Genomic DNA, 15536 nt, shown 5'->3' on the forward strand with positions numbered 1-15536 from the left:
GCGAACAGCCGGAACCAACGGCGACCACAAGCGGTTTACCAATCGAAGGGACCGCAACGGATTCGGAATAATGGAACTTTTGGATATGGAACTGGCGAGAGCCCGACAGCGGCTTAACCGGGCCGAGCGCTCCCTCGAACGTGCAAATGAAATGCTGGATGAAGGCTGCGGTGTCGGCATCAATATCACGCTGTGCAGCAGGATCCGGGCTGCGCAACGACGCGTGGCCGAGGCGAGATTGCGGTTGACGAAGATCGAGCCTGGCCAGCCTGGCCGCACGGAGCAGCTCAAGGTTTGAGCCTATTGGCCGATAGCCGCACAGCGATCTAGCGGCAGAGCGATAGGTCTGGCCGCTTATGCGAAGCGGATGCGGCGTGGGCTGAACCGGCCTGCAGCTCGTGCGCCTGGCGATCGAGCTGACCTGCCCAGCCGGCGTTCTGCCGAGCGAGGAGGCGGTCAACCTGCTCTATGGACCTTTGCCGGTGCATGAGGGTGAGGCGCTTGCAAAGGCCGTCAGTGACCAAGCCCTAAAGCTTCGGCCGTAGATCACTGGTCAACAGACGCGCTTCTCTCAGGATCGAGCCACGATCGAGCCCGATCAAAGATGCAATGTCACGTATTTGCTGCTCAGTGGCACCGGACTCCCGTGCAAGCGCGCGTACATTTTCGTCCGTCAGGCCTGCCAGCCTTGATTCTTCGGCCATCACACCAATGCCTTCGGTTGGGGCAGGAGTGCGATGGTCGCTCCCAAGCGTCAGCGCCCATGGTGCGTAGCTGGCGATTTTTCATAGTACGTTCTCGCACCGATTTTAGCCAGTGGCCTTCCTATTAGGCAGTGTCTCGGGTGACACTACCTCCTTTTGTGGTCCTGATCCTCGTCGTCGAAGCCCAGCAGCGAAGCGTGACGTATGTACTTATGTTCGCCACGAAGGTGCTTGATCCGCAGCTTCACGCCTGGCTGGACCCAGTGCGTCGCGGGTCGCTTCTCTTTCCGGAGCTGGTGCGGCGATGATTGAAGAGCCTTGGGATCACCAGGCAGCGATTCGCTGAACTGGATCCTGCTGTTCGACTTGATGATACCGAACAGGATCTCGCGGCGCGCCTTGCAGCCGATGTGGCGCAGATCGTGGCGTCGAGATGCATGATGTCGAAGGCGCCGAGGATCATGGCGTAGGGGTCGCTGTGGACGGCCCTCTGTAGCGCGTCGAAGTCCGGCAGGCCGGCCGCATTCGTGACCACTGCCTCACCCTCAAAGATCGCGTTCTTAACATCGAGCTCGCGCGCGGCTTCGACGAGGCCGGTGTATTTACTCGTCCAGTCCGCACCACTTTTGGTAAAGGCGCGGATATCGTCGGGGCTGTTGATGACGATCTGCGTTCGACAGCCGTCGAGCTTGATCTCGTGAATCCAGTGCTCACCCTCGGGCGGCTTTGAGACCAGCCTGGGCTCCATCGGCGGAATGAACTCGAGGCGGCCGCCGCCGGTACTTACAATTTTACGCACCCAGTCAAAACTAGATACAAAGCTATATTAGCCAGAGTGAACGGAACGTGATTCCACAGGGGTGTGGCAACAAAAGCTGCTTCCCGGCGTTGCTGTTGATCCGAATCCGAAGGAGGGCCAGCATGGCTGACGACAGGAGCAAGCGGGATTTCCGAGACCGCAACCGCATATCGGCGGACGAAGACTATGAGGTAGAATACTTCGCCGAGCAAAAGGGCCTGACGCCCGACCAGGTTCGGCAGTTGATCAAGACCTACGGCAACGATCGCGGCCGCCTTACAGAAGCAGCAAAATCGCTTCGTCTCAGTTGATCCCTGAACAAATGCACCAACACAATGCCGCGATATTTCTTCGACTTCGCGGATGCCAATGACGTATATCCGGACGATCAAGGCACCGATCTTCCAGACGTCGAAGCAGCCAAGGTCGAGGCTGCAAAGGCCTTGGCGGCGATCGTGAAAGACAAGGCAGACGGTTCTGACCGCAGCTTTGCGATGATCGTTCGCACCGAGACGGGCGAGGTTTTGCTACACGCTAGGATCAAATTCGAAATTGAGATGGCGCACTAGAGGTGAGCGGGCGTCATAGAAAATACGCACGAGCGAGCGCGTACCCAGCCAATATCAACATTGAGAGCACATAAAGAACCAGGAGCAACGGAACCACAGATGGTTCGCGATCGAAGGTGTCAGCTTCGTCCTGTTCCTCAAACAGGTTGTGATCCAGCTTGGCTTTCGTGACCACCGTATGGTCCGGCCCATTTTGCCGTCGGTCTCTCTCGAAATCCTTGTCGCGATATCCGCTCGGATCACTGGATCCTCCGGCAGGTCGCTCGGGGTCACCGCGTCAATGTCGAATAAGCCCGCCCCCTCCGGAAGAGGACGCGGCCGGGCCGATCGGTGAGAGACTTGCTGCGTTAAGATGAACCGCCGCGCCGGTCGGGTGTTACAGCAGTAAAAAGTCCCGCCGCACATGCCAGGACGGCGGGACCCGATCAAGCGACTTGCACCAGGCAGGGGGGATGCGGGGGGTGGGCTTGCCCGGTTGCGCGCGGACCCTCAGGGACCATAGGCGCATCAGTTGCCATGCGTCCACCAATCAACGGTTGGATCACTAGACTAGCTTCGCCCATCGCAACGATTTCGGGAACTGGTCAGATCATCCCGGGTCGCTATCGTCAGCATCCGAATGAAAGGAACGCAAGGCCGCCGATGACGTCCTACAAGTCACGCTGCGAGCTGATCCTCGCGGGCATCCGCGAAACGAGCAAGGAGCGCTAGGGGCGGTCATTAAAGCGATCGGGGCGAGCGGCGGAGCCGAGCCGAAATGGACATTTGGCTTCCCCCAAACCACTGCCTCACCAAGCCGTCTTTCCGAATATTCTACGGACAATCTCGTCTTCATTCGCATCAAAGCAGCGGCCGTGACTGAGAATCACTCGCCGCGGTTGCCACGACTGGAGTTTGCCTATTACGGCCCGTGCTTTCTGCCGATGCAGGAGAATTGGCAGCCGCATGCCAAAGAAGGTCCGCCCGTGCGGGTGAGCCATCCCAGTCAGCTTCGTCACCGTGCGCCAAGGCTCATCGATCATGTCCAATTCGAGATTGATGATCGTGTCTGTAAGAATCAGCGTCTTTGACGCTTGGTGGAAGAATATGAACTCTTTGAAGTAGCCGCCGGGAAACAGTGTCTGGTCCATGTCCCGCCGCCACTCCTCCGGCGGATCGGCTTCCAAATCTCGAGCGAACGTCACATCAGCATGCCGTGCGCGGGCTCTTTGGCGGACTCCGGGCGATGCCCATGTGATTGCCTCTGGAAAGACTTTCGACCACTCACGAGCGTAGTGAAACTGGTTGGGTGACACGAGGTGGCGAATTCTGCCCAAGTTCCGTAACTCTTCGGCCACCGTCGAAGCAAACTTGATGGGCGAATGAAGGAACAGATCGCCGTTGGACAGGCGCACCACCGTCATCCGAGTGGTGAATGGCAGCGGAAGTTTTATTCCTGCTACCGTCAGATATTCAAACCGATGTATAGTGTCTTTACATAGCAGAAAGGAACACAGGATAATGAAACGGGCCGTCGCTTATATCCGCGTTTCGACAGCACAGCAGGGCAAGTCTGGCCTGGGCCTGGAAGCGCAGCGGGTGGCGATTGCGAAATTCGCTGAGGCTGAAGGCTTAGCTGATCGCCGAATTTCGGGAAGTCGAGACAGGCAAAGGCGCGGACGCTTTGAACAAACGTCCCCAGCTCGCAGCGGCGTTGTCGGAAGCCAAGCGCAACGATTGCGCGGTCGTCGTCGCCAAACTCGATCGGCTGTCCCGTGATGTGGCCTTTATCTCGGCTCTTATGGCGAAGCGAACGCCGTTCATTGTCGCAGAGCTGGGCGCGGACGTATCGCCTTTCATGCTGCACATCTATGCAGCCGTTGCGGAACAGGAACGCGCAATGATTTCACAGCGCACGAAAGACGCGCTCGCAGCCGTCAAGGCCCCTGGCGTAAGGCTCGGCAATCCACAGATCCGCAAGGCTCAGAAAGCCGCTGCAGAGCGCCGTACGGCCATTGCCGACGGCTTCGCATCCAACGTCCTGCCTATTATCAGAGAAATTCAGGCAACGGGCGCATCCATGCGGGAAACGGCCGCCGGCCTCAATGCGCGGGGTATCCCGACGGCTCGCGGTGGCACATGGGCGGCAACGCAGATCAGCGATATTTTGAAGCATAGCGTGGTCTGAAGGCGCAACCGAGGGCATAGACGTGCTGCTACATCAAACAAGCGAAGGAAAAATCCCTCAGTAAACGGCGTTCCTATCTGCGGCGAGCTTCTATAGTGCCCGCGACTGTTAGTAGTTTCATTGGAGCCACGAGCCTCACCTCCCTCGGGAAGTCCTTCAGTCGCTTCAATCGTACGACGGGTAAAATACAAAACGGCCGTCACTGGCACGGTTGCTGGCCACAGCGATCCGGGGATGACCGATCTCTCGGTGGCCGAATTTCCTTCCAACTGACGGTTGGTGGACGCGTTGCAGATGATGGGCCTAAAGTTCCTGACGGTCTGCGTGCACCGGGCAAGCCCACCCCCGCATCCCCCAGCTTGGCGCAAGTCACTTGATCGGGTCCCGCCGTCATGGGGCATGTGCGGCGGGACTTTTTTGTGGTCCTGGTGGAACACTCGTCTGCGATTCACGGTTTGATCAAGCAGCAGCGTGCCCTCAGGTCAGAGGCACGCAAAAAGATAGGACTGCGACGCTTGGCCACTTGGACACAAAGAGATGAGAGAGAGCAGCGCACGTCAGATGCTGCACGGTCATTAATCGATGTCGAGCGCGCGGCCCGAGACGCAAAGACGGCTCGGCTCCGGGAGCAGCGGCTGAAGGCTGAGAAAACACCCTCCTTGGAAACACGCGATGGAACAGCTTCGCAGTGAAATGGCTGTTTGGCGGACCCCGGCTTTTGGGTAGCGCTGGCGGTCGTTCTGGTTCCCTACGGGGCCGGCGTTGCCCTGCTTCTGTGGGTAGCTAGTCCCCCGGCTCTGCAATAGGGCGGCTAAAGGGGTTTCATCTTCCCTCAATCGCTTCAATCGATGACGCCGCATAACGGTTCGTTAGGCCTGTTTGAGGCCGTGATGGGACTGTCTCCAAACGTTTATCGACCGTCTTCGAAGCGCTCGGTAGGCGGGCAGGCATGCATCATCTCCCAATGGGTGTCGCCCTCGCCATTTCGCTTGCATTAGTCGTGACGGCGATTGCCGCGAAGATCAGTCGGAAGGCTGCGGCACGCGATGCTCATCCGTCCCTGGCGATGTTCCCATGAGGGGCACGCGAGACGATGTGGAGGCGGGACCGAACATCGGGCACACCGAGCCCTAAACTGAGGGCCGTAGCATCCCCTCCTCCTTCGCAGCCTCGAAGGCCATACGTGCCTCTTCTGGTGCCCGCCAATGCCTCTGTGCAGAGCTGCACAGCCTTCTTATACTTGGGTCTCTTCTTGGTCAGATGGATTTCTGAGCCGTCGGGAAATGCCAGTGGATTCTACGTGTCATTGTCCGCTATTGACAGCCGAAGGGCATCGGCAACTTCGACTATGGCGTCTCTTATCTCTTGGTCTGTCGCGACCAAATGAGGTGCCGCCTCCCGAACCCGGCGTAACGCGACAGAAATCGATATTGTGTCCTCCCAGTCAGCCCTGTTGAGGACTGCATCAATTGCCTGCTCCAAAACTGGATTGATCCTTGCAACGCCCATCCAACCCCCCGGTTGTAAGGGTTCGATGATACTACCGTGGTCTTAAGGATCAATTCGATGTACGAAAGCGAACGGAAGGGGTCGGAAGGCTGTCCCCGCTCTTGTAGTGCCGGAATAATCACAGCGAGGCAAACATGCACCGCCAAGTTTCACTGAGGGCGACGGTTGGTCCACTTCAGGAGTTCCTTAACTCCTGCCAGTGCGTTGTTGACGTGGCACGTCACATTGGGACCTTCAGTCCTGACGTACACCGGAGGGGAGAACCAATGGGTTGCCATGAGGGGAACTTAGGGCGGCAGGATCAGGCTGCCCACACAGTCGCAGCGCCACACGCATTTAGGGCACAAATGCAAGCCCTCCCCGGTTAAGGACGCGCAGCGGTCGATCCGTCTCGGTGCAGCCACTGTCGGGGTCCGTCGCCATCCCTTCGGGGCGGCGGGCCTCCGATGATAGTTGGAGTGGACCAGAACGTCGGCCGATCTCGCGCTCCAGGGCAATGCGGGCCTTCCCTAGTGAGATCAACAGCCACTTCAAAACGGCTTCGTCCGTTTCGGCAGGTTCACCGAAGCGCCGGTCGCGTTCAACGATCCTGTCCTGTATGAAGGATTTCATACCGAGCGACAACGCTCGTCAGGATTTCCTGATGATGGGAGACTTTCCGCGCTACAATCGGGCATAAAGTCGAAGGCGTTCATAAAGAACTGCCTCCTCGAACTCGCCCTCGAGAAGAGTTCCATTGCGCTCACGCTCAGGCGCTCCGCCTGCTCGCTTCCTACTGGAATGCTTTCCTCGGCGCATACACGATCAAAGACCTGCTTCAACAGAATCAGGTCGCCAGGATAGGCAGTACCACTGGTTGAGCTGCTGCTGGTCATAGGCTGTCACCATTGGGGCGGACGCGCGGCGGGCTCCCTCTAGCCGAGCCCAATGCCAAATCGCCTAAGCTTCAAGTCGCACGACCCAGAGCGGATGAAACTACAGCCGCTTCCGTTCCCGGCAGTTCGAACAGCATGGGCAGATGGCGACACTCGGCTTCGTCCACGATCAGCTCCTCAATAGTCGCGATGGAAAGATGGCTTTTAAGGCGCAGCCGGACAACCGCCGCGAGTTTGTGAACGGGGACCGGTACCGCCCCGGCGTGATGGTCTAGCAGACTATTGATCTCGGCAACTATCTTTGGATCGGCGGCGTGGGGTAATGGTAGCATGGAAGCCTCCCCTTCGGAAAAGTAACTATAAGCCGATGGGGACGATGAGTCTGGCCGCGTACGTTTTTAACCAAACATCGTGGACAGTTCACAGCCAACACGTACTCACTCTTTGTCGGCCTGATCGATTCATCAAGAAAAGACTTATGCTCATCCGGCAACCCCTCTTCTACGGGAAGATTTAGCGCCTTGCGAAGGTAGTTGCGGATGGCTTCTGCCCTGATCCACCGTCGTACAAGGTCAGCGATAACCTTCTGCTTCCTTTTGTCGACCTCAACCATGGGCGAGCCTGCATGCTACATACAACCGAACCAGCTAGGAGCCGGACTTGTTCCTCGGGAATGTTCGGTAGAAATTTCTGAGCGGGGGATGAGTGGCTCGCGTGCCCCCCCGGCGCGCTATGCGGTTCAGTTCGAATTCCGTCCTGGCACGTGCGGCGGGAAAACCGGGGCGGCTTCTACGTCCGTCACCTATCCATCGCGAACGGCTCATGCTCGGGAAGGTGATGATGCAGCACTTCGACAAGGTTTCGCTTGTCGAATGTCTGCCCGCACATTGGACAGAATTCCAAATGCCCCGGTTCGTCGTTGTCCGGCGACCCGTGGATTTTGCCCTTCATAGTTGGCGGATTGTGCTTATCCCGTCTCACGTCGTCACCCATCATAACCTGTTGGGATAGCCCGACGGCATTTGGGGGACGATTGGCCGCTGGGCCTACCTACCGGCTGAGAGCGTTCGCCCCAGCTGGGCCGGATTATACGCCCGTTCATGCATCATTGCTAATTTAATAAAATGATCATGGTACGTTCCCCTAGGCGCCAGTGCGATCGGGCCTAGACTCGACTCCGTGCGTAAACCAGTGAGTGCAAGGGCCGCCTCGAGTTCATTCCGCCGATGCAGCCCAAGCTGGTTTCAAAGCCGCCCGAGGGCGAACACTGGATTCACGAGGTCAAGCTCGACGGCACCGCAACGTCAGTGGATGCGGATTGTTGCCCACAGCGTATATTTCCGGAACCTAATATAACCAGAAGGATTGAATGGCGGTCTCGTGAGTGCCGTTCATGCCTTTGCAGTTTGTAGAGCCGTTGATGCCGACCTTGGTGGATAAGCCTCCAGAAGGAGGCGACTGGATCCACGAGGTCAAGTTCGACGGCTACCGCTCGCAGGTCATCATCGACGAAGTGGGCACGCGAATCTTCACGCGCAACGGAACGGACTGGACGGCGAAGTATCCCGACCTGGTCGAGACGGCCAAAGGACTTGTTGTCGACAGCGCCATCATAGATGGGGAAATCATCGTTCCGAATGAAGCTGGTCTCGCCGATTACGCTGCTTTGCGGAAGGCGATTACCCGTCGCCAACATGACCTCTATTTCGTCGCCTTCGATCTCCTGCACCTCAACGGTCATGACCTACGCGACGTGCCCCTTGAACATCGGCGCGAACTGCTGGTTGGCTTGATCCCTGCGGCAAGTCGCATCCAATTCAGTGAAGCTCTTCCGGGGAGGCCAAAGCTAGCTTTCATCTACTTGATAAGGCCGGTCTGGAGGGGATGGTCTCCAAGCGCCGTCGCAGTAAGTATCGCAGCGGGCGGTCGATCAACTGGCTGAAAGTGAAGTGCTACACCGTTGACGAATATGAACTGCTCGGCGTCGACCGCGAGGCGGGCAAGCCAGCCTTCGCCCTAGCGAGATCGGCACGCGCAAATATGTCGGACCTGCTTTTCATCAATTCGAGCCTCGGGATTGGCTGTTTGCTGAGATGCATCCAAACGACGCCCTTATGGCAAGACTGAAATGCGCCCAAGAAGAGCCACCAGTTCCGCCTGACGTTTCGTTTCGGTCTTGGCGAACAGCGAGGCAAGCTGGGAGCGGATCGTGGTGCGGCTGAGGCGCCAACTGCGGGCAATTTCCAAAGGCGCATCGCCCTGAGCCAAACGCAACGCGAGGTGCGTTTCCGCGCTCGTCAAGCCAAACATCTTTTGCAGTGTCTGAGGATTTGGCCCCGACCTGTTCTCGCGGTCCAGCAACGCCACAATGCTCGTTCCGTCAGGAGCGATAAACCCGTTCTCGTCCAATATCACCGGCCTGTCGCCGCTGCTGCGGATCACTACCCACGATAGTGAGCCCGGCAGGAAATGGGCCGGAACATTCGCGATCAGCCGCCTCAAGGCCAGCGAAAGCCCGCTGGCCGTATCGGCCACTTCGCCCTGGCGCTCCAGCGTGGTTTGAGCGGCGGCGTTCCATTCGACCACTTTCCTCTCGCGGTTCAGCACGAGATAGCCGCAGCCGATGCGATCAAGCATGCCGGTTATGGATTCCAGGCTGCGTGCTCTTGGCTCCCCGACCCCTGCGCTCAGTCGATCTGATTGACGATCTGAATAGGCATAAGAGGGCCCCTTTGTATGCGCCTCACGGTCATACTTGGTCCTCATCACAATGTATCGGTTGCCAGCTGCAGCTTCAGTGTGTCTATCGATCAGAGTCATTTTCTACCCCTGCCCAAAGTTTCACCAGCCCGAAGCAAATGGATTCCTCAACCACGCTTCCACAATACGCGGTTCTATACGAACCAAATTGAAGATTGTCGTTAGCTTCGCATCCAGAAACTTATCTCGGAATGCATTTCTTAAGATTTCTTCATGCCGGCAAGCTGCCGATAGTATTCCTGCTCACCTGTTTCCGACACCACACGGCCCTCCCACGAAAGGGCAAGATTATCAGAACTTCGTACAGCTCTTTTATCTCAAAACTGACCATAAATATGGGAGATCCCCATGACCACCACCGCCACCACGCCCCGCTCAACGAGCGTTACGAGCACCACCGAGTCAGCCAAGCCGTATCGCGGACGGCGGATGTCAATTTCCCGAAAAGCTCAACCTCAGGGGGGCAGCATAGTAAGCAATCTGCCTACGGTCTGCAGGACTAGCATCAACAGAAAAAACCCAAAGAACGACCCAAGAACCCCCGCCACCATAACGGTGCGACGCCTGCCTCGCATGCTTCCTCCCTAGAAAGCGCTTCTCCCTCAGGGAGTAGACATCGCTGCTAGCTAGAAAGCCAGCTAATTGTCGTGGGGGTGTTGCTTGCTCGACCACCAGATCAGGTAGATTGATCCCATCCTAAGCACCGGGACGCGCCTGTCGCGCTCGCGGCTACGCAACTCGCGATAGGTTTTCACCTTCAGAGGCGCGACAACGCAAAGTTCACCGGCCCGGCCAAGCGCCGACTATTTGACAAGCGCGCAAATGGCATATGCTGTCAGCGTCCAAGCTGTTGGGGGCGTAGTGGCTACATGCGCTTGTGCTACCCACCCTTGAGATGGGGAAGTAACCGGCAAGCTCCTAGAAATTAGAGCATTTGAATTTGACGCGCTGGCACCGCCACCTATGACGACTTTTGGCTTGGGACACCAAGCCTGTGCGGATTTGTCTGCGCTTGTATCACTCGCACTTGCATAGTGGGTGATTTCCCAGCCGCTGACGCCGTCCTTCCCCGCTGGACCCGCAGCCCCCATTGCACCTTTAGGTCCCTGCTTGCCGGGCAGACCTTGTGGACCGACAGGCCCTTGGGGGCCAGGGGGCCCCGCCGTTGCACAGCCTACAAGTAAGGCGACACATGCGAGAGTGGTAATAATTCTCATGACCACCTCCCCGGTTTCCCGGTGAGCTTGACGACAAAAAACATTCGCCAAATCAAACGAATGTATCACCCCGCGATTGTCGTGGATAGGAACGTAATCGGCGGCTAACGGAACGTCGTATATGCGCCGTGACGACGGGCAGCCAGCAATCGTGGCGTAGAGTGTTGACGCACCTTCCTTGCGGCCTCTTTCAAGGTTATCGGGTCATCGTCCAGTATGTCTTCTCGGTTTCGCCTCATGTGAAACCCTTGCACAATTCCCAGGCGCTCGCCCGGTCATTTTTGCCCGCCCTGGGGCGCCGACAACGCTGCGTCCTTCTTCTTTTTCAAGCGCTGAGGCACTTTAGATCGGACCTCCGCTACGCCGTCAGCAGACTTCTTCCGCAATTGAGGCGTAACAAATTTGTCGGTGATGAACTGTTCCAAGCTGCCAATGAGAGGATCGAGATCCTTGAACGAAGGGTTCCAGCCACGATGGGCGGAAGCATTGCCGGCATTTATCAGCACCTCGAAATCGTCGCGTTGTGACGGGGTAATCAGGCCCGAGTCCTCCATAGTTTTTGATCTTGGCTTCAAATGCCTGCTCTGGATCGACGCCAAGAACTTCCGATGCCACATCGAAGGCAGAGCGGATCCCGATTGCTGCGAGGATATTCAGATCGTGGTCAAGAGCTTCATAAATCTGAAACAGGCAAGCTTCAGGGATAAGGCTTTGCGGGTACGCGGCGGGATGGCTAGGGATGGCTGGTAGCGAATTTCAAGTCCGGTGCCTTGGCAACAGCGCGTCGCGACTGAACGGATTCATGCGACGCGCCTTCCCGCAGCCTTTTTCCGATGAGACTTGACCGCCTCAAGCAGTTCGCGCTCGCTGGTGTGAGCATTTCGAAAAATGGCCACAACCATTACTGTCAAGATTTCGGCCGCCTGGTCCAAAGGGTCGAGATGCTCATCCGCGCAGACCTGATCGAACACGCGTTCGCAAATAGCCAGATCATGAGGGCTGAGGCAGGTGCGATTGAAATGCCGACGCAGCATCTGTGCGAACCTTTTCAGGGCCCGCTACCGTGCTTGCGGCGGGCTTTTTGCTGATGAACCGCTGAAGCGATGGCTGTTTGAATGACAATGTCATCCGCAGTGCATAGGAATCAATTTACTTGGTTCCTGACTGCTCCGTTATTAAGCCCAGCATAAGCGCACACTCACGGGCTTTATATTGTCCGGTAATCATAAGTCTATAGTAATCCTGCCGCTTGTTTTCCGGGACGTGAAATCCGCGCCGAAATTCGGCTGCCTCTTTCGGAGTTCGAGTGCAACCGAGTTTGCTGGCGGTGACTTTCAAACTCGCCAGTGAGCATCCGACCTTTGCCGCAATGTTTTTCAACGGCTCGTTGTTACCGTATCCATCCAGAATTATCCTGCGACGAGCTTCGCTGTTGAGCCTAGTGGCCATTTTGGTGGTCCTCAACTGATATTCCACGATGCCCGATTCTATACGCACCAGGTTGAAGAGTGTCGTTGGCGTCGCATCCAGAAACTTATCTCGCAATGCATTTCTTGCCGTAATCCAGCGTGATCGCCGTTTCACTCGACTCGAGTTCACCAGTCTTGCCAGATGCCCGAAGTACACCACATGATTGAGACGGGCATGGGCATACCCGATTCGGATATGGCACCACGCGATGGACACTAAGAGGCAAGACGAGGTCCGTGCGGGGCAGCCGCGGGACCGTGATCGGCGTCGTTGGCCGCGCGAAGATCAACCCCACAATGAGGACGCTCCATCGCCCGCGCCGGCGTTCGAACCTCTGCCCTTTTCGACGCTGGAACTGGCGCCAGAGGATCAGTTCGCCGCTTGGCAAGCGCATATGGCGCCGCTTGTCGAGGTCAGGTTGCCCGATGACAAATCGTTGAACGATGGCTTTCCCGCCGACCACACGGCTTGGAATCTCGGTGGCATGCTGATGATTCAACAGCGCGCGCCGGCACATAGCTTCATGCGTTCCGCCGCGAAGCTCCGATCCAGTTCGATCGATCACTGGTATATCGTCTTGCCTCGTACCGGCCGGTCGTGGACGGAGATCGATCGCCGCGTTGCGGAAAACCAGCCGGGCAAGTTGGAGATCAGATCACTTGGCTATCCGTTTCGCGGGAGGGTAACGGACTCGGAAAGTCTCGTTCTCTATCTGCCGCGTGATTTGTTCTCTGATGCGGCGTCAACCCTCGATGCAAAGAACAATTCAATTCTGTCCGGTAACTTTGCCAACCTTTTGGTCGACTACGTCAACAGCATCGAAGCAAGGCTGCGCAGTCTCACCGCTGACGATCTACCCCGCATTGTGCACGTAACACGCAGCATGATCATTGCCTGCCTCGGGCCTCCGGCCGAACAGGCTGCGGCCGCCGAACAATTGAGAAGTGTCGCCCTAATGGAGCGAGCGCGTCGATACGTCCAAAACAATTTGGATGCAGCTCATCTCACACCGGATTCAATGTGCCGGGCGCTCGGCGTATCGCGCTCTCGTCTCTATCAGGTGTTCGAACCGAGCGGTGGCGTTCTCCATTACATACAAAGTCGCCGCCTTATGGCAGCCCATGTTGCGCTTAGCGATCCAGCGGACAGCCGGCGCATTGTTGAAATTGCTGAGGCCTTTGGGTTTAGTTCAGCGGCTAATTTCAGCCGAGCATTCAGCAAGGAATTCGGTTACAGCCCCCGCGAAGGCCGCAGTACTGTGGTATTGCCGCGCCCCGCCCACTCTGTTTCGCATGCCGGAGACAAGGAGGCCTCTTCCTTTGAAGGTTGGCTCAAGGCGCTCGGAAACTGATTACAGGATCGCGAAGCTGATGGGGCTGACTCAGAAGAGGGGTTGCCCGGGGCGGCGAAGGTCACGCCACCTCATGGATCACAATATCTTCGTGTCGCGCCTACTGCGCATCAATCACACAGCTGATTCTGGCCAATTCACGGTTTGTTAACGAACTGTGACGGTTTCATCGTTATCGATAATTTGCCGCCAATCACGGCGGAGAATACATGGAACTAGGCTGCGGGCGGCTCTTATTAAGACTGCGATTTGAAAGTTTGCCAAGCTCGACAGTTATGCTATTTTTAGACTGGGGGTCGCGAGTCTGCACCGCCTATGGAGGTGGTTCTTGCCCTCAGAGGCTTCAGGCGTCGGCACGGAGAGTGAGGGGCCTTCATCGAGCGATGCTCCAAGTGTCGGCGAAGGCGTTCTCGCAGACCTTTTGGCGAACACGACCGAACTTTTGTCGTTCTATGACCGTGACTTTCGCCTGACGCACTACGCGGCCAGGCTCAAAGGCGTGTACGGAGGCGCGGTAGCGCCAGGCGCCGCCGTCTGGGAGATCTACCCGAGCTTTCTCGATACGAGCTATCGCGACGAATTTCTTCGTGTGTTCCAGGGTGGCTCTCCGGCAAGCATCGACTTGCCGCGATCATCGGGCGGAGCGCACCGGTCCGTTTTTGTGTTCACCACGGCAAATGGTGCGGGAATCATCGAATTAAGGGAGGACGGCGGGCGGAGCGCAGCGGAGGAACAAGAGCATATAGTTCTACTCCATCAGGCGACGCACGACGTGCTAACCGGACTGCAGAATCGGCGGCGATTCGGCGAGCGGCTGCAGCAGGCAATGGCGGCCCTCGGCGGATCAAAGCCGAAAGCCGCCCTTCTGCAAATCGACCTTGACGATTTCAAAGCGGTCAACGACACGCTCGGCCATGGAGCAGGCGACACTCTTCTTCAACTCGCGGCGGGTCGTATCCGCGACGCACTGCAGGACGGCGAATCCGCATACCGGTATGCCGGCGATGAGTTCGCTGTCATCCAATTGGGAAAGGAGCAGCCAGCAGAGGCTGAGCGCCTCGCCGGATCGCTAGTCGACGCGTTCAAAGACCCGTTCGTCATCAACGGCATTCCCGTGTTCGTCGGCTCGAGTATCGGAATTGCTTTCGGGCCGGAGCACGGGACCGATGGCGAACAGTTGATGAAAGCCGCTGACATTGCTCTTTACGCAGCCAAGACAGATGGACGCGGCTGCGCTCGAACATTCAACCGTTCGATGCTGCTCTTGCTCGAGCAACGCGAGAATCTCAGGCGCAGCCTTCGAACCGCTCTGGAGCGCGGCGAGCTTTATCTGGAGTATCAGCCGCTCATTCGGCCTCCCTCGTCAGTGACCGGTTTCGAAGCGCTGCTGCGGTGGCGGCACCCCGAGGTCGGAATCATTCCACCCAACGTGTTCATACCGATCGCCGAAGCCGACGGTCTGATGGACGAGATTGGACGATGGGTGCTCGAGGAAGCCTGTCGCCAGGCGTTGACGTGGCCTTCCTCGCTGACAGTCGCAGTGAACCTGTCGCCGGCTCAGTTCCTCAGCGGTTCGCTGACGGACACCGTCGCTCAGGTCGTCGACGCAGTTGGGATTGAAGCCGACAGACTTGAACTTGAGATAACCGAGAGGGTTCTACTTGAGAAGACGATCGACAATATAGACACATTGAATACGCTGAATGTCTTGGGAATACGAATATCTCTAGACGATTTTGGAACATACTATTCTTCGTTGAGCTACCTTAAAAATTTTCCCTTCGATACGTTGAAGATAGATCAGTACTTTATTGCGGACTTGGAGACCGATCTCAAAAGCCAAACGATCGTGCGATCGATCATGAATCTGGCGCACGGCCTCGGGATAAATGTCACTGCCGAGGGGGTCGAGACCCCGGCACAGGCACGGTGGCTGATCAAGGAGAATTGCGATTGCCTGCAAGGCAACTTCCTGGGAAAGCCGCTTGGAGCCGAGGCGATCAGCGGTTTCATCAGGCGGTCCCCGCTGAGGGTGGTACGCGCGATGGAGGAATCAAAACAAGCGCTCTAGCGCCTTGCGCCCTTCGTTAACGGTGAGGCGGAGATTTGTAGAAC

General features: G+C 57.3%; 14 protein-coding genes. 8 read left to right on the forward strand and 6 right to left on the reverse strand.

Going from position 1 to position 15536, the window contains the following annotated elements; translation table 11 throughout:
* Positions 1 to 70 precede the first annotated feature (70 nt).
* Positions 71 to 298, forward strand: coding sequence for a hypothetical protein (locus RQ479_RS13945; RefSeq protein ID WP_376705519.1), 228 nt, complete (start codon positions 71 to 73; stop codon positions 296 to 298).
* Positions 299 to 948: 650 nt separating this feature from the next.
* On the opposite strand, the gene RQ479_RS13950 is transcribed toward RQ479_RS13945, so the two are convergent.
* Complete coding sequence (locus RQ479_RS13950; RefSeq protein ID WP_376705520.1) at positions 949 to 1503, reverse strand: hypothetical protein; 555 nt, start codon at positions 1501 to 1503, stop codon at positions 949 to 951.
* A 122-nt stretch (positions 1504 to 1625) separates the two neighbouring features.
* Between RQ479_RS13950 and RQ479_RS13955 the strand changes: the two genes are divergently transcribed.
* Together RQ479_RS13955 and RQ479_RS13960 are read left to right on the forward strand one after the other, a co-directional pair.
* Complete coding sequence (locus RQ479_RS13955) at positions 1626 to 1814, forward strand: DUF3606 domain-containing protein (protein WP_376705521.1); 189 nt, start codon at positions 1626 to 1628, stop codon at positions 1812 to 1814.
* A 24-nt stretch (positions 1815 to 1838) separates the two neighbouring features.
* Entirely contained in the window at positions 1839 to 2072 is a 234-nt protein-coding gene (locus RQ479_RS13960) for a DUF6894 family protein (protein ID WP_292665332.1), read from the forward strand.
* A gap of 788 nt (positions 2073 to 2860) precedes the next feature.
* Here RQ479_RS13960 and RQ479_RS13965 read toward each other — a convergent pair.
* Positions 2861 to 3574 (reverse strand): DUF4336 domain-containing protein, encoded by a 714-nt coding sequence (locus tag RQ479_RS13965; RefSeq protein ID WP_376705940.1) that lies wholly within the window; start codon positions 3572 to 3574, stop codon positions 2861 to 2863.
* On the opposite strand from RQ479_RS13965, the gene RQ479_RS13970 reads away from it, so the two are divergent.
* Positions 3573 to 3830: a recombinase family protein gene (locus RQ479_RS13970; RefSeq protein ID WP_376705522.1), complete on the forward strand. Its 258-nt coding sequence runs from the start codon at positions 3573 to 3575 to the stop codon at positions 3828 to 3830. The genes RQ479_RS13965 and RQ479_RS13970 overlap by 2 nt on opposite strands.
* A complete protein-coding gene (locus RQ479_RS13975) occupies positions 3736 to 4239 on the forward strand; it encodes a recombinase family protein (RefSeq protein WP_376705523.1) in 504 nt (167 codons plus the stop codon). Before RQ479_RS13970 ends, RQ479_RS13975 begins: the two co-directional genes overlap by 95 nt.
* A gap of 2455 nt (positions 4240 to 6694) precedes the next feature.
* On the opposite strand, the gene RQ479_RS13980 is transcribed toward RQ479_RS13975, so the two are convergent.
* Positions 6695 to 6955, reverse strand: coding sequence for a hypothetical protein (locus RQ479_RS13980; RefSeq protein WP_376705524.1), 261 nt, complete (start codon positions 6953 to 6955; stop codon positions 6695 to 6697).
* A gap of 1061 nt (positions 6956 to 8016) precedes the next feature.
* Between RQ479_RS13980 and RQ479_RS13985 the strand changes: the two genes are divergently transcribed.
* Positions 8017 to 8565, forward strand: a complete 549-nt coding sequence (locus RQ479_RS13985) for a hypothetical protein (protein ID WP_376705525.1) — start codon at positions 8017 to 8019, stop codon at positions 8563 to 8565.
* Between the two features lie 170 nt (positions 8566 to 8735).
* Here the strand turns inward: RQ479_RS13985 and RQ479_RS13990 are convergent, their stop codons facing one another.
* The 3 genes from RQ479_RS13990 to RQ479_RS14000 form a co-directional block, all read right to left on the reverse strand.
* A complete protein-coding gene (locus RQ479_RS13990; RefSeq protein WP_292655046.1) occupies positions 8736 to 9260 on the reverse strand; it encodes a helix-turn-helix transcriptional regulator in 525 nt (174 codons plus the stop codon).
* Positions 9261 to 10875: 1615 nt separating this feature from the next.
* Complete coding sequence (locus tag RQ479_RS13995) at positions 10876 to 11154, reverse strand: hypothetical protein (protein ID WP_376705526.1); 279 nt, start codon at positions 11152 to 11154, stop codon at positions 10876 to 10878.
* 246 nt (positions 11155 to 11400) lie between these two features.
* Positions 11401 to 11634: a hypothetical protein gene (locus RQ479_RS14000; protein ID WP_376705527.1), complete on the reverse strand. Its 234-nt coding sequence runs from the start codon at positions 11632 to 11634 to the stop codon at positions 11401 to 11403.
* 644 nt (positions 11635 to 12278) lie between these two features.
* Between RQ479_RS14000 and RQ479_RS14005 the strand changes: the two genes are divergently transcribed.
* Positions 12279 to 13421: a helix-turn-helix domain-containing protein gene (locus RQ479_RS14005; RefSeq protein ID WP_376705528.1), complete on the forward strand. Its 1143-nt coding sequence runs from the start codon at positions 12279 to 12281 to the stop codon at positions 13419 to 13421.
* 328 nt (positions 13422 to 13749) lie between these two features.
* The gene (locus tag RQ479_RS14010; protein WP_376705529.1) at positions 13750 to 15492 is read left to right on the forward strand and encodes a putative bifunctional diguanylate cyclase/phosphodiesterase; all 1743 of its coding nucleotides are present in this window, start codon (positions 13750 to 13752) and stop codon (positions 15490 to 15492) included.
* Positions 15493 to 15536: the final 44 nt, after the last annotated feature.

It is taken from the genome of Mesorhizobium sp. ISC25 (assembly GCF_042295465.1).
GTDB lineage: Bacteria > Pseudomonadota > Alphaproteobacteria > Rhizobiales > Rhizobiaceae > Mesorhizobium.

What these genes read in the sequence shown, in the direction of transcription:
- RQ479_RS14000 (WP_376705527.1), bottom strand. Translation starts at nt 11,634, where the DNA reads ATGCTGCGTCGGCATTTCAATCGCACCTGCCTCAGCCCTCATGATCTG.
- RQ479_RS13960 (WP_292665332.1), top strand. Translation starts at nt 1,839, where the DNA reads ATGCCGCGATATTTCTTCGACTTCGCGGATGCCAATGACGTATATCCG.
- RQ479_RS13980 (WP_376705524.1), bottom strand. Translation starts at nt 6,955, where the DNA reads ATGCTACCATTACCCCACGCCGCCGATCCAAAGATAGTTGCCGAGATC.
- RQ479_RS13970 (WP_376705522.1), top strand. Translation starts at nt 3,573, where the DNA reads ATGAAACGGGCCGTCGCTTATATCCGCGTTTCGACAGCACAGCAGGGC.
- RQ479_RS13995 (WP_376705526.1), bottom strand. Translation starts at nt 11,154, where the DNA reads ATGGAGGACTCGGGCCTGATTACCCCGTCACAACGCGACGATTTCGAG.
- RQ479_RS13945 (WP_376705519.1), top strand. Translation starts at nt 71, where the DNA reads ATGGAACTTTTGGATATGGAACTGGCGAGAGCCCGACAGCGGCTTAAC.
- RQ479_RS13990 (WP_292655046.1), bottom strand. Translation starts at nt 9,260, where the DNA reads ATGCTTGATCGCATCGGCTGCGGCTATCTCGTGCTGAACCGCGAGAGG.
- RQ479_RS14005 (WP_376705528.1), top strand. Translation starts at nt 12,279, where the DNA reads ATGGACACTAAGAGGCAAGACGAGGTCCGTGCGGGGCAGCCGCGGGAC.
- RQ479_RS13955 (WP_376705521.1), top strand. Translation starts at nt 1,626, where the DNA reads ATGGCTGACGACAGGAGCAAGCGGGATTTCCGAGACCGCAACCGCATA.
- RQ479_RS13985 (WP_376705525.1), top strand. Translation starts at nt 8,017, where the DNA reads ATGCCTTTGCAGTTTGTAGAGCCGTTGATGCCGACCTTGGTGGATAAG.